General features: G+C 59.2%; 18 protein-coding genes. 5 read left to right on the plus strand and 13 right to left on the minus strand.

Annotated features, from left to right (window positions below; translation table 11 throughout):
* Positions 1-65: 65 nt before the first annotated feature.
* The 3 genes from ACRC4F_RS25965 to ACRC4F_RS25975 form a co-directional block, all read right to left on the minus strand.
* On the minus strand, positions 66-803 hold the full coding sequence (locus ACRC4F_RS25965; RefSeq protein WP_438661916.1) for an S-methyl-5'-thioinosine phosphorylase: 738 nt from the start codon (positions 801-803) through the stop codon (positions 66-68).
* Positions 804-815: 12 nt separating this feature from the next.
* On the minus strand, positions 816-1,814 hold the full coding sequence (gene nagZ / locus ACRC4F_RS25970; RefSeq protein WP_438661939.1) for a beta-N-acetylhexosaminidase: 999 nt from the start codon (positions 1,812-1,814) through the stop codon (positions 816-818).
* Between the two features lie 170 nt (positions 1,815-1,984).
* Positions 1,985-2,692 carry a TetR family transcriptional regulator gene (locus ACRC4F_RS25975; protein WP_438661917.1) on the minus strand — a complete coding sequence of 236 codons (708 nt, stop codon included), beginning with the start codon at positions 2,690-2,692 and terminating at the stop codon, positions 1,985-1,987.
* A gap of 229 nt (positions 2,693-2,921) precedes the next feature.
* Here ACRC4F_RS25975 and lexA point away from each other — a divergent pair, with 229 nt between their 5' ends.
* Both lexA and sulA read left to right on the plus strand, forming a co-directional pair.
* Positions 2,922-3,530: a transcriptional repressor LexA gene (gene lexA / locus ACRC4F_RS25980; RefSeq protein WP_438661918.1), complete on the plus strand. Its 609-nt coding sequence runs from the start codon at positions 2,922-2,924 to the stop codon at positions 3,528-3,530.
* Between the two features lie 10 nt (positions 3,531-3,540).
* Entirely contained in the window at positions 3,541-4,014 is a 474-nt protein-coding gene (sulA, locus tag ACRC4F_RS25985; protein ID WP_438661919.1) for an SOS-induced cell division inhibitor SulA, read from the plus strand.
* A 93-nt stretch (positions 4,015-4,107) separates the two neighbouring features.
* Here the strand turns inward: sulA and ACRC4F_RS25990 are convergent, their stop codons facing one another.
* The 7 genes from ACRC4F_RS25990 to ACRC4F_RS26020 all read right to left on the minus strand — a co-directional run bounded on the left by ACRC4F_RS25990 (position 4,108) and on the right by ACRC4F_RS26020 (position 12,525).
* Positions 4,108-4,341 (minus strand): hypothetical protein, encoded by a 234-nt coding sequence (locus ACRC4F_RS25990; RefSeq protein WP_010456352.1) that lies wholly within the window; start codon positions 4,339-4,341, stop codon positions 4,108-4,110.
* Between the two features lie 106 nt (positions 4,342-4,447).
* Positions 4,448-4,972: a DUF6586 family protein gene (locus ACRC4F_RS25995; RefSeq protein ID WP_438661920.1), complete on the minus strand. Its 525-nt coding sequence runs from the start codon at positions 4,970-4,972 to the stop codon at positions 4,448-4,450.
* A gap of 141 nt (positions 4,973-5,113) precedes the next feature.
* Complete coding sequence (topA, locus tag ACRC4F_RS26000) at positions 5,114-7,741, minus strand: type I DNA topoisomerase (RefSeq protein ID WP_438661921.1); 2,628 nt, start codon at positions 7,739-7,741, stop codon at positions 5,114-5,116.
* 114 nt (positions 7,742-7,855) lie between these two features.
* Positions 7,856-8,092, minus strand: a complete 237-nt coding sequence (locus ACRC4F_RS26005) for a DUF1653 domain-containing protein (protein WP_046047845.1) — start codon at positions 8,090-8,092, stop codon at positions 7,856-7,858.
* A 99-nt stretch (positions 8,093-8,191) separates the two neighbouring features.
* A complete protein-coding gene (fadA, locus tag ACRC4F_RS26010) occupies positions 8,192-9,367 on the minus strand; it encodes an acetyl-CoA C-acyltransferase FadA (protein ID WP_008028488.1) in 1,176 nt (391 codons plus the stop codon).
* 32 nt (positions 9,368-9,399) lie between these two features.
* Positions 9,400-11,547 carry a fatty acid oxidation complex subunit alpha FadB gene (fadB, locus tag ACRC4F_RS26015; protein ID WP_123403386.1) on the minus strand — a complete coding sequence of 716 codons (2,148 nt, stop codon included), beginning with the start codon at positions 11,545-11,547 and terminating at the stop codon, positions 9,400-9,402.
* Between the two features lie 540 nt (positions 11,548-12,087).
* Positions 12,088-12,525 carry a hypothetical protein gene (locus ACRC4F_RS26020; RefSeq protein ID WP_223511686.1) on the minus strand — a complete coding sequence of 146 codons (438 nt, stop codon included), beginning with the start codon at positions 12,523-12,525 and terminating at the stop codon, positions 12,088-12,090.
* A gap of 104 nt (positions 12,526-12,629) precedes the next feature.
* Here ACRC4F_RS26020 and ACRC4F_RS26025 point away from each other — a divergent pair, with 104 nt between their 5' ends.
* Complete coding sequence (locus tag ACRC4F_RS26025; RefSeq protein WP_008028495.1) at positions 12,630-13,070, plus strand: universal stress protein; 441 nt, start codon at positions 12,630-12,632, stop codon at positions 13,068-13,070.
* A gap of 191 nt (positions 13,071-13,261) precedes the next feature.
* Here ACRC4F_RS26025 and ACRC4F_RS26030 read toward each other — a convergent pair whose 3' ends face one another.
* Positions 13,262-15,181: an ATP-binding cassette domain-containing protein gene (locus ACRC4F_RS26030; protein WP_438661922.1), complete on the minus strand. Its 1,920-nt coding sequence runs from the start codon at positions 15,179-15,181 to the stop codon at positions 13,262-13,264.
* A gap of 213 nt (positions 15,182-15,394) precedes the next feature.
* Between ACRC4F_RS26030 and ACRC4F_RS26035 the strand changes: the two genes are divergently transcribed.
* Complete coding sequence (locus ACRC4F_RS26035; protein ID WP_438661923.1) at positions 15,395-17,323, plus strand: transglycosylase SLT domain-containing protein; 1,929 nt, start codon at positions 15,395-15,397, stop codon at positions 17,321-17,323.
* Between the two features lie 103 nt (positions 17,324-17,426).
* Here ACRC4F_RS26035 and ACRC4F_RS26040 read toward each other — a convergent pair whose 3' ends face one another.
* Positions 17,427-19,205, minus strand: a complete 1,779-nt coding sequence (locus tag ACRC4F_RS26040) for an ABC transporter transmembrane domain-containing protein (protein ID WP_438661924.1) — start codon at positions 19,203-19,205, stop codon at positions 17,427-17,429.
* Positions 19,206-19,462: 257 nt separating this feature from the next.
* On the opposite strand from ACRC4F_RS26040, the gene ACRC4F_RS26045 reads away from it, so the two are divergent.
* Positions 19,463-19,642, plus strand: a complete 180-nt coding sequence (locus tag ACRC4F_RS26045) for a PA1571 family protein (RefSeq protein WP_438661925.1) — start codon at positions 19,463-19,465, stop codon at positions 19,640-19,642.
* A gap of 183 nt (positions 19,643-19,825) precedes the next feature.
* On the opposite strand, the gene pdxB is transcribed toward ACRC4F_RS26045, so the two are convergent.
* Positions 19,826-20,968 carry a 4-phosphoerythronate dehydrogenase PdxB gene (gene pdxB, locus ACRC4F_RS26050; protein ID WP_438661926.1) on the minus strand — a complete coding sequence of 381 codons (1,143 nt, stop codon included), beginning with the start codon at positions 20,966-20,968 and terminating at the stop codon, positions 19,826-19,828.
* Positions 20,969-21,121 lie beyond the last annotated feature (153 nt).

A 21,121-nucleotide genomic window follows, 5' to 3' on the forward strand; every position in this document is an offset into this window, starting at 1 on the left:
GGTGATCACTGTACCTGTGGGAGCGTGGCTTGCCCGCGATGGGGTCGACTAGGTATAGAGCCTGATCAGCCCTTAAGCACCCGCGCCAACGTCGACTTGACCTTCCCTATCCCGTCCTGCAACGCCTGCTCGATCTCGGCCATGGTGATCACCGCCGCGGACTTGCCCGCTGCCGGGTTCACCACCAGCGCCAGACACGCATAATCCAGTTCCAGCTCACGCGCTAATGCTGCTTCCGGCATACCAGTCATGCCGACAATGTCGCAACCATCACGTTCCAGTCGCGCGATTTCAGCGACGGTTTCAAGACGTGGGCCCTGAGTGCAGGCATACACGCCCTGACTGCTGTAATCGAGACCTTCAGCCGCCAACGCCGCGATCAACTGCTGGCGCAATGTCTCACTGTAGGGATAGCTGAAGTCGATGTGGGTGACGTGTTCCAGGTTATCGGCGAAATAGGTGTGCTCGCGCCCGCTGGTGTAGTCGATCAATTGATGTGGCACGCAGAAATGCCCGGTGCCCATCGCGGCATGAATTCCGCCCACGGCGTTGACCGCGAGGATCGCTTCAGCGCCGGCCTGTTTCAGCGCCCAGAGGTTGGCGCGATAGTTCACCTGATGGGGCGGGAGCCGGTGCGGATGACCGTGACGCGCAAGGAACAGCACTTCCTTCCCGGCGTATTCACCAATCTGCACGTCGGCCGAAGGTGCGCCATAGGGTGTATCTACCGCCAGTGACTGACGAATGTTCAGGCCTTCGAGTTGAGTCAGGCCGGTGCCACCGATAATCGCGTAAACCGTCATAACGAAAAGTCCTTATTCAATCAGTTGAGCTTCTTTGAGCGCGCCGATGGCGGTCAGCCAGCGCGGGTTCTGACGGTATTCAGTGTTGGCGTACGACTGGCCACGCATCCGCGCAATGCGCTCGGACGGCTTGACCTTTAAGCGCTGGGCGGCGCTCAAGGCCAGCTCCGCAGCAGCACGGTCGTTGCACACTAGCCCCATGTCGCAACCTGCGGTCAGCGCGGCTTCGATACGGCTGGCGGCATCGCCAACCACGTGGGCGCCGGCCATGGACAGGTCATCGCTGAAGATCACGCCGTCGAATTGCAACTCGCCACGCAGGATCTCCTGCAACCAGCGGCGGGAGAAGCCGGCGGGCTGGGAATCGACTTGTGGATAAATAACGTGGGCCGGCATGACGGCGGCCAGTTGTTTGCTCAGTTTGGCGAACGGCACCAGGTCGTTGGCGCGGATTTCGTCGAGGCTGCGTTCGTCGTTCGGGATCGCCACGTGGGAATCCGCCTCGGCCCAACCGTGACCGGGGAAATGCTTGCCGGTGGCAGCCATGCCGGCGCTGTTCATGCCGCGGATGAATGCACCCGCCAGCAATGCTGCGCGCTCAGGGTCGCCCTCGAAGGAACGGGTGCCGACGACGGCGCTGCGCTGGTAATCCAGGTCCAGCACCGGGGCGAAACTCAAGTCGAGACCGACGGCCAGCACTTCGGTGGCCATGATCCAGCCGCACTGCTCGGCCAGGTACTCGGCGTTCGGATTGTCGGCGATGGCGCGCATGGCCGGCAGCCGGACGAAGCCTTGGCGCAGGCGCTGAACGCGACCGCCCTCCTGGTCCACCGCCAGCAACAGATCGGGACGAATGGAGCGAATCGCGGCGCTGAGCTCACGCACCTGGCGCGGGCTTTCGATGTTGCGCGCGAAAATGATCAGGCCGCCCACTTCGGGCTGACGCAACAATTGGCGATCTTCGGCCGTCAGCCAGGTACCGGCGACGTCCACCATCAACGAGCCTTGCAGGCCAGCAGTCATAGAGATTCCTTGATAACGAAAAACCCGGCTCGCGAGAATTCGCCGCCGTGGGCTGTGCCCGGCAGGTCGGCGATATCAATGGGGAGCGGGTTCAGAACGAGAGTCGGCATGGGCGGCTAGCTTAGCGGATGTCAGCTGCCGCGCCCACCCATGTGCGGTTAAACCTTGGCGGCGGCCGGGGCCGACTTGCTGCGCGGACGCAATTGCGCGGTGGCCATGGCTGCGTCGGTGACGCCGGTTTCGGCACGCATGCCGGCGGCCAGGAACGGCACCATCAAGCGCATCACCTGCTCAATAGAGGTGTTGACACCGAAATCGGTCTCGGCAATCGCCCGCAAAGCCTTGATCCCCGACATGCTGAACGCCGCGGCGCCGAGCATGAAGTGCACGCGCCAGAACAGTTCGATCGGCGGAATGCGCGGCGCGGCTTCGTTGACCAGCATCATATAGCGGCGGAACACCTTGCCGTACATGTCTTCCAGATAACGACGCAAGTGGCCTTGGCTCTGGCTGAACGCCAGCCCCAGCAACCGCATGAAGATAGACAGATCGTTGCCACTGCGTGGCTGCACGACGAGCGCCTGCTCGACAAGAATTTCGAGCAGCTCTTCAAGAGTCGGCTTGTTGTCAGGCTTGGACTGGCGCCGTTCCAGCTCTTTATCGAGGCTCAGGCAAAACGGACCGAGAAAGCGCGAGAAGACCGCCTGGATCAGCGCCTTTTTCGAACCGAAGTGATAGTTGACCGCCGCCAGATTGACACCGGCCTTGCTGGTAATCAGACGCAACGAGGTTTCAGCGAAACCTTTTTCCGCGAACAACTGCTCGGCAGCATCAAGAATGCGTTCAACGGTTTCCGACTGGGCCATGGCTACTCCGCCTGACAAACACTTGTTTGAAACATACGTTTCAGCCTGTGCGTTGTCAAGCCTGCCGGTTCGTTTTGGGAATGGTCGGTCAGCTATTTAACCATACATCAGCGAGGCTTTAATCAGCAGGCTGATCGACCGTCCAGCGGCCGGCCAAAAAAGGGGCATTGCCAAGACCGTTTCACTGTATATAATCCCAGTCACTGTATAAAAAGACAGAGCGATCAATATGCTAAAGCTGACGCCACGCCAAGCAGAGATTCTGGCCTTCATCAAACGCTGCCTAGAAGACAACGGCTACCCGCCGACCCGCGCGGAAATCGCTCAGGAACTGGGTTTCAAGTCGCCCAACGCGGCGGAAGAACATCTTAAGGCGCTGGCCCGCAAAGGTGCGATCGAGATGACCCCGGGCGCTTCCCGCGGCATTCGCATCCCGGGCTTCGAAGCCAAGGCCGACGATTCTACTTTGCCGATCATTGGCCGAGTGGCTGCAGGGGCGCCGATTCTGGCCCAGCAGCACATCGAAGAGTCCTGCAACATCAATCCCGCCTTCTTCCATCCGCGCGCTGATTATCTGCTGCGGGTTCATGGCATGAGCATGAAGGATGTCGGCATTTTCGACGGTGACCTGTTGGCCGTCCACACCACCCGGGAAGCCCGCAATGGCCAGATCGTTGTGGCGCGGATCGGTGACGAAGTGACCGTCAAGCGCTTCAAGCGCGATGGCAGCAAGGTCTGGTTGCTTGCCGAAAACCCTGAATTCGCCCCAATCGAAGTCAACCTGAAAGATCAGGAACTGGTGATCGAAGGCTTGAGTGTCGGCGTCATTCGCCGCTAAAGGAGGCTTTATGCAGTTCCCACACACCTCACAGCAAGCCCAACTGCCGTTGTTCGAGGCATTCATGGTGCAACCGTTGGCGCCAATCCTGAAAGACGTGGTCGAGTCGCCGTGGAGCGCCGAACCCGAAGTCTTCAGCGAGCTTTCACTGCGTGGTGCGGCCGGGAACTGCCTGAACCTTCTGGCGCCGATTCTCCGGGAACTGAGCCAGGATCAGGACGCGCGATGGCTGACTCTGATCGCCCCGCCCGCCAGCCTGACTCAGGCGTGGCTGCGGGACGCCGGACTTAACCGCGAACGCATTCTGCTGCTGCAACCTCGCGGCACCCAGAGTGCCCAGCAGTTGACCTGCGAAGCCCTGCGCCTGGGCCGCAGCCACACGGTTGTCAGCTGGCTCAACCCTTTGAGCACAAACTCACGGTCGCAGTTGATCAGCGCAGCCCGAACCGGGGATGCACAAAGCCTGAACATTCGCTTGGGTTAACGTTTAAACAATGCGCGCAATGAATAGCGCGGGGCTTCTCAAAGGATAGAGAAGCCGGTGCGTAGCCGAATCAGCAGAAAGCGACGAATGGGATCAATGAAGGACCCGCGAACTCTCATCGGTATTGAATTCGCCTTCAACCAAACGCCCCGCCATCTGAACACCGACGCTCAACATCGCCTTGGCGACTTCTACGTGCTGGCCCTGCAGGAAAGCCTTGGCATCCTCGGAGAAATCCAAAGTAACCAGAGAACCCTCGTCCTCGGCCCTGCGCAGCTCGATTCGGCCGTCTGGTAACTCGACAATTTCTAGAAAGGACGTTGGCATAAAGGTCTGTTCTCCACGAAAGGCGGGGATTATATAGGCATCGGTCAGGCTTCGCTCGGTAACTTGACCAGCAGCGCTTTTAATCGCACCGCCGGCACCCAGCTGATCAGCACTCGTTCAAGCCTTCGCGAAAACGGATCGCCAACCCTTTCAGATTCTGGCGCCAGCTCTCCAGCTCTTCTCGACTCAACTCATCAGGCGACTCTTCTTCATCCAGGTTAACCGCCAGGATGAGCGGCTGAGTCACGTCACCCTTGGGCTTATGCGGAGCGCGAGGCGGCTGGAACATCGCCGCATGAGCCGCCAGCAACTTGGCCAGCCAGGTTTCCGGATTCTGGGCCAGTTCGACCATCTCAGCCATCTCGGGAATGGCGATCGTTTCCAGCACTTCGCGAGTCAGCAGCATTTCCGCCCGAGGCGCATTGGCCTGAGGCAGGCGATAGAAGCCGGCAATTTCATGGCACAGCCCCAGCAACGCGCCGTACAAGTGAAACAACGCCGACTCACGCCCGGCCTGGATCAGCGCCAGGGAATTCATCGCCCGCCCCTCTTCGGCTCTGGCGAGCGCTTCCAGTGACAGGCCGGCGAAATAAATCTTCTGGTTGGTACGGGTATAGAGTTCGTGGGCCATGACGGCAGCCTCCACAACGAAATAATTGCTTCACGCAGGTCAGACAGTGTCGTGGATCAGCCGATCTGACCGCAAGCACAAAACAAAAAGGCCGCATGAAAACCCGAGGGTTGTCATGCGGCCTTTTGTGTACAGCGTCTTTTACACTTTGGCTGCCGGACGCTTGTCTTCAACCGTCCACTTGCCGCCGTCGTAGTACGCCTTCCAGCCAGTCGGCTTACCGTCGACTTCAGTCTGCACGTACTGCTCTTTGGTCTTGCGGCTGTAACGAATCACAGCAGGCAGGCCGTCCGGATCTTTCTTCGGTGCTTCGCAGAGGAAGTGGTACTTCGGATCGATCTCATCCTTGTGCGGCACAATTTCCATGACCAGCGGAGCACGGGTCTCACGGTTTTTCGGGAATTGGCTGGCCGCCAGGAACAGGCCGGAGGCACCGTCGCGCAGGATATAGGTGTCGTTGACCTTTTCGCACTTCAGCTCAGGCATCTTCACCGGGTCCATCTTCGGCGGCGCCGCGTCACCGCTTTTCAGCAGCTTGCGGGTGTTCTTGCAGGTCGCGTTGGTGCAACCGAAGAACTTGCCGAAACGGCCGGTCTTGAGCTGCATCTCGCTACCGCACTTGTCGCATTCCAGACTCGGACCTTCGTAGCCCTTGATGCGATAGGTGCCCTCTTCGATTTCATAGCCTGAGCAATCCGGGTTGTTACCGCAGATGTGCAGCTTGCGCTTTTCATCCAGCAGGTAAGCGTCCATCGCCGTGCTGCAAATCGGGCAGCGGTGCTTGCCGCGCAGTACCAGGGATTCCGATTCACCCTCGTCGTCCGCAGCGATTTCATCGCCCGGCACCAGATTGACGGTGGCCTTGCAGCGCTCTTTCGGCGGCAGGCTGTAACCCGAGCAACCGAGGAACACGCCAGTCGATGCGGTACGAATCTGCATCGGACGACCGCACAACACGCACGGAATATCAGTCATCACCGGCTGGTTCGCGCGCATGCCGCCTTCGGCGCTTTCAGCTACTTCGAGTTTCTTCTTGAAGTCGCCGTAGAACTCGTCGAGCACGTTTTTCCAATCGCGCTCGCCCTGGGCCACGTCATCGAGGTTCTCTTCCATGCCGGCGGTGAAGCCGTAGTCCATGAGATTGGAGAAGCTCTCGGCCAGACGCTCGGTCACGATGTCGCCCATCTTTTCCGAGTAGAAACGACGGTTGTGCAGCGCTACGTAGCCACGGTCCTGAATGGTCGAAATGATCGCTGCGTAGGTCGAAGGACGACCGATGCCGCGTTTTTCCATTTCTTTTACCAGGCTAGCTTCCGAGTAACGCGCCGGTGGCTTGGTGAAGTGCTGGGTCGGATCAAGCTTGATCAGCTTCATCGCGTCGCCCTGAGCCATGTCCGGCAACACGTCGTCATCGCCAGGCTTGGCAATTTGCGGCATGACGCGGGTGTAGCCGTCGAACTTCAGGATGCGGCCCTTGGCGCGCAGCTCGAAATCGCCAGCACCGACGGTGACCGTGGTCGACAGGTATTGCGCCGGCAGCATCTGGCAAGCGAGGAACTGGCGCCAGATCAGCTCGTAGAGCCGCTCTGCATCACGTTCCATGCCCGACAGCTTGCTTGGCTCGGTGTTGGCGTCAGACGGACGAATCGCTTCGTGAGCCTCTTGTGCGCCTTCCTTGCTGCTGTAGACATTCGGGTTTTCCGGCAGGTACTTCTTGCCGAACTCGCCTTCAATATAAGTGCGCGCCATCGTCACGGCATCAGCTGAGAGGTTGGTGGAGTCGGTACGCATATACGTGATGTAGCCGGCTTCGTACAAACGCTGGGCCATCATCATGGTTTTCTTCACGCCGAAGCCCAGGCGGTTACTGGCAGCCTGTTGCAGGGTGGACGTGATGAACGGTGCCGACGGCTTGCTGCTGGTCGGTTTGTCTTCGCGCTTGACGATGCTGTAGCTGGAAGCCTTGAGCTTCTCCAGCGCGGCCATGGCCTGGGCTTCGTTGAGCGGCTTGAAGGCTTCGCCTTTCTCGCGAGCCACGTCGAAGCGCACGGTTGCGCCCTTGGCGGTGCCCAGGTCGGCGTGAACTTCCCAGTACTCTTCCGGGTTGAACGCACGAATTTCACGTTCGCGCTCGACCACCAGCTTCACGGCAACCGATTGCACGCGACCGGCGGACAAGCCACGGGCAACCTTGGCCCACAGCAGCGGCGAAACCATGTAGCCCACCACGCGGTCGAGGAAACGACGCGCCTGCTGGGCGTTGACACGGTCGATGTCCAGCTCGCCCGGCTTGGAGAAGGCTTCCTGGATCGCTTTCTTGGTGATTTCGTTGAACACCACGCGCTTGTAGCGGCTGTCGTCACCACCGATGGCTTCGCGCAGGTGCCAGGCAATGGCTTCCCCCTCGCGATCCAAGTCGGTTGCGAGATAGATGGTGTCAGCATCTTTGGCAAGCCGGCGCAGCTCTTCGATGACCTTTTCCTTGCCCGGGAGGATCTCGTACTTGGCTTTCCAGCCATGATCGGGATCGACACCCATGCGCGAGACCAGCTGCTTGCGCGCCTTCTCTTTCGGCGTGAGCACCGGACCTTCACCCGCTGCGGCCTTACCGCGCTTGGCGGCTGGCTCTTTGCTGGCGCTAGCCGAACCGCTGGTGGGCAGGTCTCGGATATGGCCGATACTCGACTTCACCACGTATTGGTTACCCAGATACTTGTTGATGGTCTTGGCCTTAGCCGGGGATTCCACAATGACCAGCGATTTGCCCATGGATCAGAAAATTCCTGAATTCTAGAAGTGAAAGGCGGTTGGCGCCTGACGCGGCACCGCTATATATAGTGGCTACAAGGTGAGGTCAAGCGCATGGTCTTGCGCGCACTCAGCTTATGGCTTGGAAAAAAGGCTCGGTTCGGCTTGCACCAAAGCAAAGCGTGGCACCTGTTCGCCGTCAACTTCGACCGACTCCAGGAACATGCTCAAGGGACGCACCCAAAAGCCGTAATCGCCATACAGGGCTTGGTAGAAGACCACTTCTTCTTCGGTTTCCGAATGCCGCGCAATACTGAATACACGGTACTGCGGACCTTTGTAATGTTGGTAGAGCCCAGGTTGTATCGGCATGGTTTGGCCCTCACTGAAATCTTTTCAAAATAAAAACAAAAATAAATCCGGAAAAACAAAAACCGGGGCACTTGGCCCCGGCTTCCTTCAACGAAACGCTTAAACGCGTTCGAAGACGGTGGAGATGCCTTGGCCGAGACCAATGCACATGGTGGCTACCCCGAAGGTGCCGCCATTCTGCTTCATCACGTTCAGCAAAGTGCCGGAGATACGCGCACCGGAGCAACCGAACGGGTGACCCAGGGCGATCGCGCCGCCGTGCAGGTTAACCTTCTCGTTCATCTTGTCGAGCACTTTCAGATCTTTCAACACTGGCAAGGCCTGTGCGGCGAAAGCTTCGTTGAGCTCGAAGAAGTCGATATCGTTAATGCCAAGGCCCGCACGCTTCAGTGCTTTTTGCGTGGCCGGTACTGGACCATAGCCCATGATGGCCGGGTCCACACCTGCCACCGCCATCGAGCGGATAACCGCCAGCGGCTGGATGCCCAGGTCCTGCGCACGCTGTGCCGACATCACGATCATGCACGAAGCACCGTCGGTGATCTGCGACGAAGTACCGGCCGTTACGGTGCCACCTTTCGGGTTAAACGCTGGCTTCAGAGCCGCCAGGCTTTCCAGGGTGGTTTCCGGACGAATGGTTTCGTCGTAGTCGAACAGTTTCAGGAAACCGTTCTCGTCGTAGCCCTGCATCGGGATGATTTCGTCTTTGAACTTGCCTTCAACAGTCGCCTTGTGAGCGAGCTGGTGGGAGCGCACGCCGAAAGCGTCCTGTTGTTCGCGAGTGATGCCGTGCATTTTGCCCAGCATTTCAGCGGTCAGGCCCATCATGCCCGAGGCTTTCGCCGCGTACAGCGACATGTGCGGGTTCGGATCGACACCGTGCATCATGCTCACGTGGCCCATGTGCTCGACGCCGCCGACGACGAACACGTCACCGTTGCCGGTCATGATCGCTTGTGCGGCAGTGTGCAGCGCGCTCATCGAGGAACCACACAGACGGCTGACGGTCTGGCCGGCAGCAGTGTGCGGGATCTGCGTCATCAGGGACGCCATGCGGGCGATGTTCCAGCCCTGCTCCAGGGTCTGGTTTACACAGCCCCAGATCACGTCTTCGACTTCGTTCGGATCAACCTTGACGTTGCGTTCCAGCAATTTGCTGATCAGGTGCGCCGACATATCTTCGGCGCGGGTGTTGCGGTGCATGCCGCCCTTGGAGCGGCCCATCGGAGTACGACCGAAGTCGACAATCACGACGTCTCTTGGATTCAAGCTCATAAAATTTCACTCTCGCTCAAAAGTTGGGACGCTTAACCGAAGAACCGTTGGCCGGTTTTGGCCATTTCACGCAGTTTTGCGGTCGGGTGGTACAGCGCGCCCAAATCAGCGTACTGGTCAGCCAGGGCAACGAACTCGGCAACACCGATCGAATCGATGTAGCGCAGCGCACCGCCACGGAATGGAGGGAAACCAATACCGTAGACCAGACCCATGTCGGCTTCGGCGGCGGTTTCAACAATACCGTCTTCCAGGCAACGTACGGTTTCCAGGCACAGCGGGATCATCATCCAGTTGATGATGTCTTCGTCAGTGACTTCGCGCTGCTCGTAAACGATTGGCTTGAGCACTTCCAGTACCGACGGATCGGCCACTTTCTTCTGCTTGCCCTTCTTGTCGGTCTCGTAGGCGTAGAAACCCTTGCCGTTCTTCTGGCCCAGGCGCTTGGCTTCGTAGAGCACGTCGATAGCCGAACGGCGATCGTCTTTCATGCGGTCCGGGAAACCTTCAGCCATCACGTCACGACCGTGGTGACCGGTGTCGATGCCGACCACGTCCATCAGGTACGCCGGGCCCATTGGCCAGCCGAATTTTTCCATGACCTTGTCGATACGGACGAAGTCCACGCCGGCGCTGACCAGCTTGGCGAAACCGCCGAAGTACGGGAACAGGACGCGGTTGACCAGGAAGCCCGGGCAGTCGTTGACGACGATCGGGTTCTTGCCCATTTTCTTGGCGTAGGCAACGGTGGTGGCAACGGCCAGCTCGCTGGACTTCTCGCCACGAATCACTTCAACCAGCGGCATCATGTGCACCGGGTTGAAGAAGTGCATGCCGACGAAGTTTTCCGGACGCTTGAGGGCTTTGGCCAGCAAGGTGATGGAAATGGTCGAGGTGTTAGACGCGAGGATGGTGTCCTCTTTGACCTTGTCTTCGACTTCGGCCAGAACGGCTTGCTTGACCTTCGGGTTCTCGACGACTGCTTCTACGACCAGGTCAACGTGACCGAAATCACCGTAGGACAGGGTCGGACGAATGCCGTTAAGCACTTCAGCCATTTTCGCCGGGGTCATGCGACCTTTATCAACGCGGCCGACCAGCAGCTTGGCGGCTTCAGCCAGACCTTGCTCGATGCCGTGTTCGTTGATGTCCTTCATCAGGATCGGCGTGCCTTTGGAAGCCGACTGATAAGCGATACCGCCACCCATGATGCCGGCGCCCAATACGGCAGCCTGCTTCACGTCTTTGGCGATTTCGTCGTAGGCCTTGGCCTTTTTCTTCAGTTCCTGGTCGTTCAGGAACAGACCGATCAAGCTCTGCGCGGCAGAGGTCTTGGCCAGTTTGACGAAACCGGCAGCTTCGACCTCCAGTGCCTTGTCACGACCGAAGTTCGCGGCTTTCTGGATGGTCTTGATTGCTTCAACCGGTGCCGGGTAGTTCGGCCCCGCTTGACCTGCCACGAAACCTTTGGCGGTTTCGAAAGCCATCATTTGTTCGATAGCATTCAGTTTCAGCTTTTCCAGCTTCGGCTGACGCTTGGCCTTGTAGTCAAACTCGCCGGAGATGGCGCGCTTGATCAGCTCCAGGGCCGCTTCCTGCAGTTTCTCAGGTGCAACCACTGCATCGACTGCGCCCACTTTCAGCGCGTCTTCAGGACGGTTTTCCTTGCCGGCGGCAATCCACTCGATGGCGTTGTCTGCACCGATCAGGCGCGGCAGACGCACGGTGCCGCCGAAGCCCGGGTAGATGCCCAGTTTGACTTCCGGCAGACCAATCTTGGCCTTGGTGGACATGACGCGGTAGTCGGCCGCGAGGCACATTTCCAGACCGCCACCCAGCGCGATGCCGTTGATCGCGGCGACAGTCGGGACGTTGAGGTCTTCGAAATCGCTGAAAATCTTGTTGGCTTCCAGGTTGCCAGCAACAAGCTCTGCATCCGGCAGCTTGAAGTTCTCGACAAATTCGGTGATGTCGGCGCCGACGATGAACACGTCCTTGCCACTGCTGACGATCACACCCTTGATCGAAGCATCTGCCTTGATGGTGTCTACGGCCTGACGCAGTTCGTTCAGGGTTAGACGGTTGAACTTGTTGACGGACTCACCCTTGAGGTCGAATTTCAATTCGACGATGCCACTTTCAAGAGCCTTAACCGTGATGGCTTTACCTTCGTAAATCATCAACTGATCTCCACGATATGGAAGCTGAACAGTACACGTCGGACGCAGGCGAATGGCTCGGCAGGACGCTTATCGTCGATGCTAACGCCAATCCACCCGGCACACCCGCCAACGCGATAGTCGGGATTCTGTAGGAGCGGTCTGAAATACAAACGCTCAATTCATACGCCCGTTTGATTTGGGTATGCCACCTTCACGGAATTTCCGGCAATTGTCAATCGCCCAAAATACGGGTTGAAACGCGACTTTGCGGTCACTTCCGTACTGCGAAGATCTTCAACACGCATCTGCATGTGAAGTCATTCATAGAATCAATAGTTAGAAAAGTCGCCCTAATTCGCTGCAGCCCGTGTTTAACAAGCTACGCTGGCGGGAAGCCGAAGAAAAAATATGAACGCTTCTGGCGAATGCCCAGCGTAAGATCAGCCCTACAGCGAATTACCGGCCTGCCTGGCCAACCCCGGCCCGATGATGATGTCGGGCTTTTTATTGCCTGTCTGTCAGAGCTTTCGCGCCATTGCAGCGCGAAAAGTCCGAGAGTCATGCCAGCGCTTTCAGCACCGCATCGATGTCCTGCAAAACCGTCGCTTCGCCCTTCTCGCCCCAATACAGCGTGATCATCTGCTTGTCCGCCTCGACCTTGTAGACGTTGGCTGGCAATTTTTCGAAATGATTGAGTAGCGCTCGGTCTTCGCAGACCTCTTGCCACTGGTTCACCCACACACCCGGCGACTTTTGCCAGTAACTCCAGCACGCCGGCTGATTGCCACGACGCGGTCGATGGTACTGGGCGCAAGGGCTCGGCGGCTCCTGGCTCAGCCAGTGCGGCCACTCCTGAGGCGCAAGCTGCATGGCCAGGCCGATACGCCGCGCCTCCATACGCAAGGCCATGCGCCCGCTCTGCCCACGGGACGGTCGCAACCATGCCAGTGGACTCAGTACCACCAGCAGGATTGACACCACTATCCAGACCGTCATATCTGTACTCCCGATTCTTGATGAGCGCTTTGAGTCACTTTGGAACCAATGCGCTTGAAACCAGCCATACTTACCAATATTGCAATCCTCAGGAGGAGCACCTCATGCCCTACAACCACATTCTGGTCGCTGTAGATCTAACCGAAGAGTGCGACCCTGTAATCCACCGTGCTCGCGAGTTGTCAGTGAGCAACGGGGCGAAATTGTCCCTGGTTCACATCGTCGAGCCGATGGCCATGGCCTTTGGCGGCGACGTCCCCATGGACCTGTCACAACTGCAACAGCAGCAGTTCGATCAGGCCAAGGAACGTCTTGACCGGCTGATCGTGAAGTATCCCGAACTCTCCAAAGAATACAGCCACCTGACCTACGGCCAGCCACGCCAGGAGATTCACCACCTGGCCAAGGAACAAACCTGCGACCTGATCGTGGTGGGCAGCCATGGCCGGCACGGCCTGGCATTGCTGCTGGGCTCGACGGCCAATGACGTGCTGCATGGTGCGCCATGTGATGTGCTCGCGGTGCGCCTGCAAAACAAAAGCTGACAATACAAAACCCCTGTAGGAGCGAGCCTGCTCGCGATGGCGGCTTGCCAGTCAGCAGTGATTCGACTGGCAGGGCCTCATCGCGAGCAGGTTCGCTCCCACAGGGGATCAATCGCAACTCGTAGATTGCATTTCATACGAAAAACCCGGCGTTCATCACTGAACGCCGGGCTTTTTTATTGCAGGATCAATCAGGCATCCAACTCGGCCCAACGCTCAACCATTACGTCGTGCTCAGCCTGCAACTGCTCAAGCTGAGCGATCACCGCAGCGGTCTCGGCCGCAGGACGCTGATAGAAACCGGCATCGGCCATTTTGGCCTCGACGGCAGCGATCTGCTGTTCCATGGCTTCGATCTGGGCCGGCAGCATCTCCAGCTCCCGCTGCAACTTGTAGCTGAGTTTCTTCTTCGCAACCGGTGCTTCGACCGCCGCCGCAACCGGCGCAGGTTCAGCCGTCACGACCGCCGACGTCAGGTCGGCCTTGCCGGACTTGCTTTCGGTCACGCCCAGCAGGCGCGGCGAGCCGCCCTGACGCAGCCAGTCCTGATAACCACCGACATACTCGCGAACCTTGCCTTCACCTTCGAAGACCAGGGTGCTGGTGACCACGTTGTCGAGGAATGCCCGGTCGTGGCTGACCATCAGCACGGTGCCGTTGAAGGTCAGCAAGACTTCTTCCAGCAGCTCGAGGGTTTCGACGTCGAGGTCGTTGGTCGGTTCGTCGAGGACCAGCAGGTTCGCCGGTTTGCTGAACAGCTTCGCCAGCAACAGACGCGCACGCTCACCACCCGACAGCGCCTTGACCGGCGTGCGGGCACGCTGTGGGCTGAACAGGAAGTCGCCGAGGTAGCTCAGTACGTGACGGCTCTGACCATCGATATCGATGAAGTCGCGACCTTCGGCCACGTTGTCGATCACGGTCTTTTCCAGGTCCAGCTGATGGCGCAACTGGTCGAAGTAGGCCACGTCGATACGTGTGCCCTCTTCCACTGTGCCGCTGGTTGGTTGCAGACCGCTGAGCATCAACTTCAGCAGTGTTGTCTTGCCGGTACCGTTGGCGCCCAGCAGACCGATACGGTCGCCACGCGTCAGGACCATCGAGAAATCCCTGATCAGGAACGGGCCACCCGGATGCGCGAAACTCACGTTCTCGAGGACCATAACCTGCTTGCCGGACTTGTCGGCGGTGTCCAGCTGAATGTTGGCCTTGCCGGTGCGCTCCCGACGTTCGCTACGCTCGACGCGCAAAGCTTTCAATGCGCGTACGCGGCCTTCGTTACGGGTGCGACGGGCCTTGATGCCCTGGCGGATCCAGACTTCTTCCTGGGCCAGTTTTTTGTCGAACAGCGCGTTGGCGGTTTCTTCAGCGGCCAGCGAGGCTTCTTTGTGCACGAGGAAACTGGCGTAGTCGCCGTTCCAGTCGATAAGGCCGCCGCGATCCAGTTCGAGGATGCGGGTGGCGAGGTTTTGCAGGAATGAACGGTCGTGCGTGATGAACAGCACGGCGCCCTGAAAATCCTTCAGCGCCTCTTCGAGCCAGGCAATTGCACCGATGTCCAGGTGGTTGGTTGGTTCGTCGAGCAGCAAAAGATCGGGTTCGGAAACCAGAGCCTGGGCCAGCAGGACGCGGCGACGCCAGCCGCCGGACAATTCGGCGAGGGTCTTGTCGGCCGGCAACTGCAGACGGCTCAACGTGCTGTCGACCAATTGCTGCAAACGCCAGCCGTCACGGGCTTCGAGGTCGTGCTGGACGTGCATCAGTTTGTCCAGGTCGGCGTCGGTGACGATGTTCTGGCTCAGGTGGTGATACTGCGCGAGCAGTTCGCCGACACCGTCCAGGCCTTCGGCCACTACGTCGAACACGGTCCGCTCGTCGGCTACCGGCAATTCTTGCGGCAATTCGCCAATCTTGAGGCCGGGCGCGCGCCAAACGGAGCCCTCATCGGGCTTCTGGTCGCCCTTGACGAGCTTCATCATGCTGGACTTGCCAGTGCCGTTGCGGCCGATGATGCACACCCGCTCACCACGGGCGATCTGCCAGGACACCTTGTCCAACAACGGCATAGCGCCGAAAGCAAGGGACACATCGCTGAATTTGAGCAGGGTCATGAGCTTCTCCAAAAACCGGGCGCGCATTCTACCTGACTTGAGGCGTCAGAAGGCCGGCAATTTCAATGTCGAAGCACTCTGCATGACAATTGTTGCGAACTTGTGCAGAGAGGCCGGCAAAGCTTTCGCCCGTTGCTGGCAAAAGGCTAAGCTACAGACAATTCAGTGCAGGTTAAGCCTGCACTTGTCGTGATTTCTCTGCCCGGACGTCTCATGCGCAGTCGCCTTTTCAGTCTTTTATCGTGTTTGCTTCTTTCTGCCACTGCCGTTCAAACCGCCCAGGCGGTGGACCTGTCCACACAGCGTCAATATTACGATGAGGCCAAACGTGCCCTGGCCAAGGGCGACACCGGCCCCTACTTCCGTTACAGCCAGGCCCTCAGCGATTACCCGCTGGAGCCGTATCTGGCCTACGACGAGTTGACCGCACGGCTGAAAACCGCCAGCAATGCCGAGATCGAAAAATTCCTTGCCGAACACGGTGACCTGCCCCAGGCCAACTGGATGAAATTGCGCTGGTTGCGCTGGCTGGCGGAGCGCGGCGACTGGGCGACTTTTGTCAAGTATTACGACCCCAAGCTCAATTTCACTGAACTGGACTGCCTGAACGCGCAGTACCAGATCGGTCATAACCAGAAGGCCGAAGGCTACGCCAACGCCAACAAACTGTGGCTGACCGGCAAATCCCAGCCTGCTGCATGCGACGCACTGTTCGGGCAATGGGCCGCCGAAGGTCAACTGACCGAACAAAAACGCTGGGAACGCACCAAGCTCGCCGCGCAGGCGCGCAACTATCCGTTGGCCAACAGCCTCGTGAATGGCCTGACCACCCTCGCCCCTCGCGGTCGCTTGCTGGTGGACGTAGCGCAGAAACCCGAACTGCTGAACCAGCCTTCGCGCTTTACCCCGGCCGACGAACCGATGTCCGACGTGGTCAGTCTCGGCCTGCGTCGCCTGGCCCGCCAGGACCCTGACAAGGCCATGAACCTGCTCGACGGTTATGCCAGCAGCATGCACTTCTCCCGCGATGAAAAAGTGGCGATCGCCCGCGAAATCGGGTTGACCCTTGCCAAACGCTTCGATCCGCGCGCGCTGGACATGATGACCAAATACGACCCGGAACTGCGCGACAACACCGTGTCCGAATGGCGTCTGCGCCTGCTACTGCGTCTGGCCCGCTGGGACGATGCCTATCAGCTGACTCGCCGCTTGCCGCAGGATCTGGCGACGACCAACCGCTGGCGCTACTGGCAGGCGCGCAGCCTGGAACTGGCGCAACCCCAGAACCCGGAAGCGCAGTCGCTGTACAAGAACCTCGCTCGTGAGCGCGATTTCTACGGTTTCCTCGCAGCCGATCGTTCGCAGTCCGCCTATTCGCTGGTCAACAAACCCTTGGTCATGAGCCAGGCGCTGATCAACAAAGTGCGCAACACGCCAGGCGTGCGCCGCGCTCTCGAGTTCCACGCCCGCGGGCAGATCGTCGACGGTCGTCGCGAGTGGTATCACGTCAGCCGTCACTTCAGCCGTGACGAAATGGTCGCTCAGGCGAAACTGGCCTATGACCTTAAATGGTATTTCCCGGCGATCCGCACCATCAGTCAGGCGCAGTATTGGGACGATCTGGACATCCGTTTCCCGATGGCCCACCGCGAGACCCTGGTGCGCGAAGCCAAGGTCCGTGGCCTGCACTCGAGCTGGGTTTTCGCCATCACCCGTCAGGAAAGCGCGTTCATGGACGACGCCCGCTCCGGCGTCGGCGCCAGCGGCCTGATGCAGCTGATGCCCGGCACCGCCAAGGAAACCGCGCGCAAGTTCAGCATCCCGCTGGCCTCGCCGCAGCAAGTGTTCGACCCGGACAAGAACATCCAGCTCGGCGCCGCTTACCTGAGCCAGGTCCACAGCCAGTTCAACGGCAACCGCGTCCTCGCCTCCGCCGCCTACAACGCCGGCCCCGGCCGTGTGCGCCAGTGGTTGCGCGGCGCTGACCACCTGAGTTTCGACGTCTGGGTGGAAAGCATCCCGTTCGACGAAACCCGCCAGTATGTACAGAACGTGTTGTCGTACTCGGTGATCTACGGCCAGAAGCTCAACTCGCCGCAACCGTTGGTGGATTGGCATGAGCGATACTTCGACGATCAGTGATCCTGATGTGAAGTACGATTAAAAATGCCCGCATCGATTGATGCGGGCATTTTTGTTAGAACGAGAGATCAAAAGATCGCAGCCTCGTTTCACTCGACAGCTCCTACAGTTGAAGTCCGAGTTCAACCTTCCCGTCACTAAACTGCAACGCCGCCAACCGCGCATACAGCGCGTTGCTCGCAATCAACTCCTGATGCGTCCCCACGGCGACCAGTGTCCCTTGATCCATCACCGCAATCCGATCGGCATTTTTCACCGTGGCCAGGCGGTGGGCGATGACCAGGGTGGTGCGGTTTTTCATCAAGCTCGGCAGGGCTTGCTGGATCAGGTGTTCGCTTTGCGCATCGAGGGCGCTGGTGGCTTCGTCGAGCAACAGGATCGGTGCATCCACCAGCAGCGCGCGAGCGATGGCCAGGCGCTGGCGCTGTCCGCCGGACAACCCGATACCGCCGTCGCCCAGGTGGGTCTGGTAGCCGTTGGGCATTTGCTCGATGAAGTCGTGTGCGTAGGCGATTTTTGCCGCTTCCTTGACCTGGTCAAGGGTTGCGGTCGGGTTGCCGTAGCGGATGTTCTCTTCGATGCTGCCGAAGAACAGCGCCGGGTTTTGCGAGACCAACGCGAAGCAGCGGCGCAGGTCGAGCGGATCGAGTTGAGTCAGCGGCACGCCATCGAGCAGGATCTGGCCCGAGGCTGGATCGTAAAAACGCAGCAAGAGGTCATACACCGTGGATTTACCGGCACCGGATGGACCGACCAGGGCGAGGGTTTCTCCCGCATTGATGGTCAGACTCAAGCCATCGACGGCGTAACTTTCAGGACGTGACGGGTAGGAAAAACGCACGTCTTGCAGTTCCAGATTGCCCTTCACCCGGTCAGGCAAGGTGACCAGGCCTGAGGTCGGCGGCTGGATGATGTTTTCCGAGCGCAGCAACTCGGCAATTCGTTCGGCCGCGCCCGCTGCTCGCTGCAATTCGCCGATCACTTCGCTCAACGTGCCGAAGGCGCTGCCGACGATCAGGCTGTAGAAGACGAAAGCCGCCAGTTCACCGGCCGAGATCCGTCCGGCGATCACGTCCATGCCGCCAACCCACAGCATCACGCCAACCGCGCCCAGCACCAGCACGATCACCAGCGTAATCAGCCAGGCCCGTTGAAAAATGCGTTTGCGCGCCGTGTTGAAGGCCTCCTCCACGGTCACCGCGAAGCGCTGCTCGTCCTGGACCTGATGGTTGTAGGCCTGCACGGTCTTGATCTGGCTGAGGGTTTCAGAAACGTAGCTGCCAATGTCGGCTATCCGGTCCTGGCTCAGGCGCGACAGGCTGCGCACCCGACGGCCGAAAATCAGGATCGGCGCGATGACCAGCGGCAACGCCACAACCACGATGCTGGTAAGTTTTGGGTTAGTGATAAACAGCAACACGATTCCGCCAATCACCATCAGCACATTACGCAGGAACATCGATAACGAAGAGCCGATCACCGATTGCAACAACGTCGTGTCGGCGGTCAGCCGTGACTGGATTTCGGAGCTGCGATTGTCTTCATAGAAACCCGGATGCAGATAAACCAAGTGGTTGAACACTTGCCGACGGATGTCCGCGACCACGCGCTCGCCGATCCACGACACCAGATAGAAGCGCGCGAAGGTGCCGATCGCCAGCCCGACCACCAGTACCATGAACAGGCCGATGCTCTGGTTGAGCAAGTGCGGCGACTGGGTCATGAACCCCTGATCCACCAACAGCCGAATGCCCTGCCCCATCGACAAGGTAATGCCGGCAGTGACGATCAACGCGAGCAAGGCACCGAAGGCCGGCCAGCGATAAGGTGCAAGAAAACGGCAGGTCAGGAGAATCGCGCGGCGGTGACGGGCAGAGAGCATCGAGTTATCCAGTACACAATTGATCGGGCCAGCCTATACCGCTTAAATGGGGTGGAACTCTGTAAATCACAATGAGTCAGGTTAATTATGACCGCAACGACTAGCACCTAGATGCTATTGGTCTAAAGTCCGGGTGGCAACGTTGGGGGATTTCTGGTGGACTGACGTTGCCGCTCGGGAAAGACCGCAGGGAGTTGTCACAGCCCGGTCACCTGACGGTTTTAAAGTGGGTACACAACCTGATGAGGAGACAGGCCATGTCCTTGCAAAACAGCAGCGAAGACAAAATTGAAGTGATCCGCACGCAGCCAAACCAGTCTCTGGGTTGCTCGATTATCGATAAGGATGGGCGCGAAGTACCGATCACTGAAAACATGATCCAGGAAGCGTGCAGCGAACTGGAAAAGCGATTGGTCAAGCCTGCCGAACAAAAGTGATATAGCCACCGTCTTCTTGACCCGGCCCTGAGGGCCGGGTTTTTTATGGGTGCTTGTCCAGAAAACGTGGTGCGGCCCTTCGCGAGCAAGCCCGCTCCCACAGGTTTTGAGGCGTCCACCTATCTAGCGTACGACTCAAAACCTGTGGGAGCGGGCTTGCTCGCGAAGGGGCCAACCCAATCCCTAGACAGCCGTTGCGCCAAGCGCCGCCACAATCTTCAGCAACTCAGCCGACTCCCCCTCAATGCGTACCGTCAACCCGTCAATTTCGCGCCGAGATGGATAGTTCTTGCGCAACGCATCAAACGCCGCACGTTGCTCGCTCACATTGCCTACAAGACTGCGACGGAAATCAGCATCATCCCGGCGCGGGTCGTACACGCCTCGGCACAACATCGCCAGCGCCCAGGCTGGATCGCTTTCAGCGTTCAACGTCACTTGCGACACCCACGGCGCCGGCAACAAATCGCTCAGGCTGACCTGGGCCGGTTGCCCGATAAAGTCGCAATACGCCTGATAGATCTGCGCCGTCCCTCGCTGCTTGCCATCGAGGCTGTAGCCGGCAATGTGCGGTGTCGCCAGCACGCAGAGGTCGGCCAGCGCGACATCGACTTCAGGCTCGCCTTCCCACACGTCGAGCACCGCTTGCAGGTCTTCGCGCTGCAACAAGACCTGGCGCAGGGCGGCGTTGTCCACTACCGGGCCACGGCTGGCGTTGATCAACCAGGTGCCTGGCTTGAGTTGATTCAGGCGGTTTTTATCGAACAGATGCCAGGTCGACTGAGCGCCGTGTTTCTTCAAGGGAGTGTGCAGACTGATGACGTCGCACTGCTTGATGATCTGATCGAGGCTGACGTAATCGCCACCCTCAGCGTCTTGCCTTGGCGGATCACAGACCAGCACGTTCCAGCCCAGTCCTTTCAAGACGTTGACCAGTCGACCGCCGACCTGACCGGCACCGACCACGCCGTAAGTGCGCCGAGTCAGGTCGACACCTTCGATTTCGGCCAGGGTCAGCAGACTGCCGAGCACGTAGTCGACCACGCCCCGGGCATTGCAGCCGGGTGCGCTGGACCAGGTGATGCCGGCCTGCTGAAAGTAATCCAGATCCAGGTGATCGGTGCCGATGGTGCAGGTGCCGACGAAGCGTACCTTGCTGCCGTCGAGCAACGCGCGATTGACGTTGGTCACCGAACGCACCAGCAGTACATCGGCCTGCTCGACGGTGGCGCGGTCGATGGAACGTCCCGGCACCCGGCGGATTTCGCCGAAACCTTCGAAGAAGGCATCGAGCAGCGGGATATTTTCGTCGGCGACAATCAGCATGGCAGGCTCCTTTTGGCGGGTTGGCAGTGTAGGCGGAGATGACTGTGGTGGGCCAGCGGGCATTCGCGGCCGCCACCTCCCCCTGTGGTGAGGGGATTTATCCCCGTTGGGCTGCGAAGCGGCCTTGAAGGCTTCAACCCCGCCCTATCTGAA

This window comes from Pseudomonas sp. (genome assembly GCF_051660785.1).
Classification (GTDB): Bacteria; Pseudomonadota; Gammaproteobacteria; order Pseudomonadales; family Pseudomonadaceae; genus Aquipseudomonas.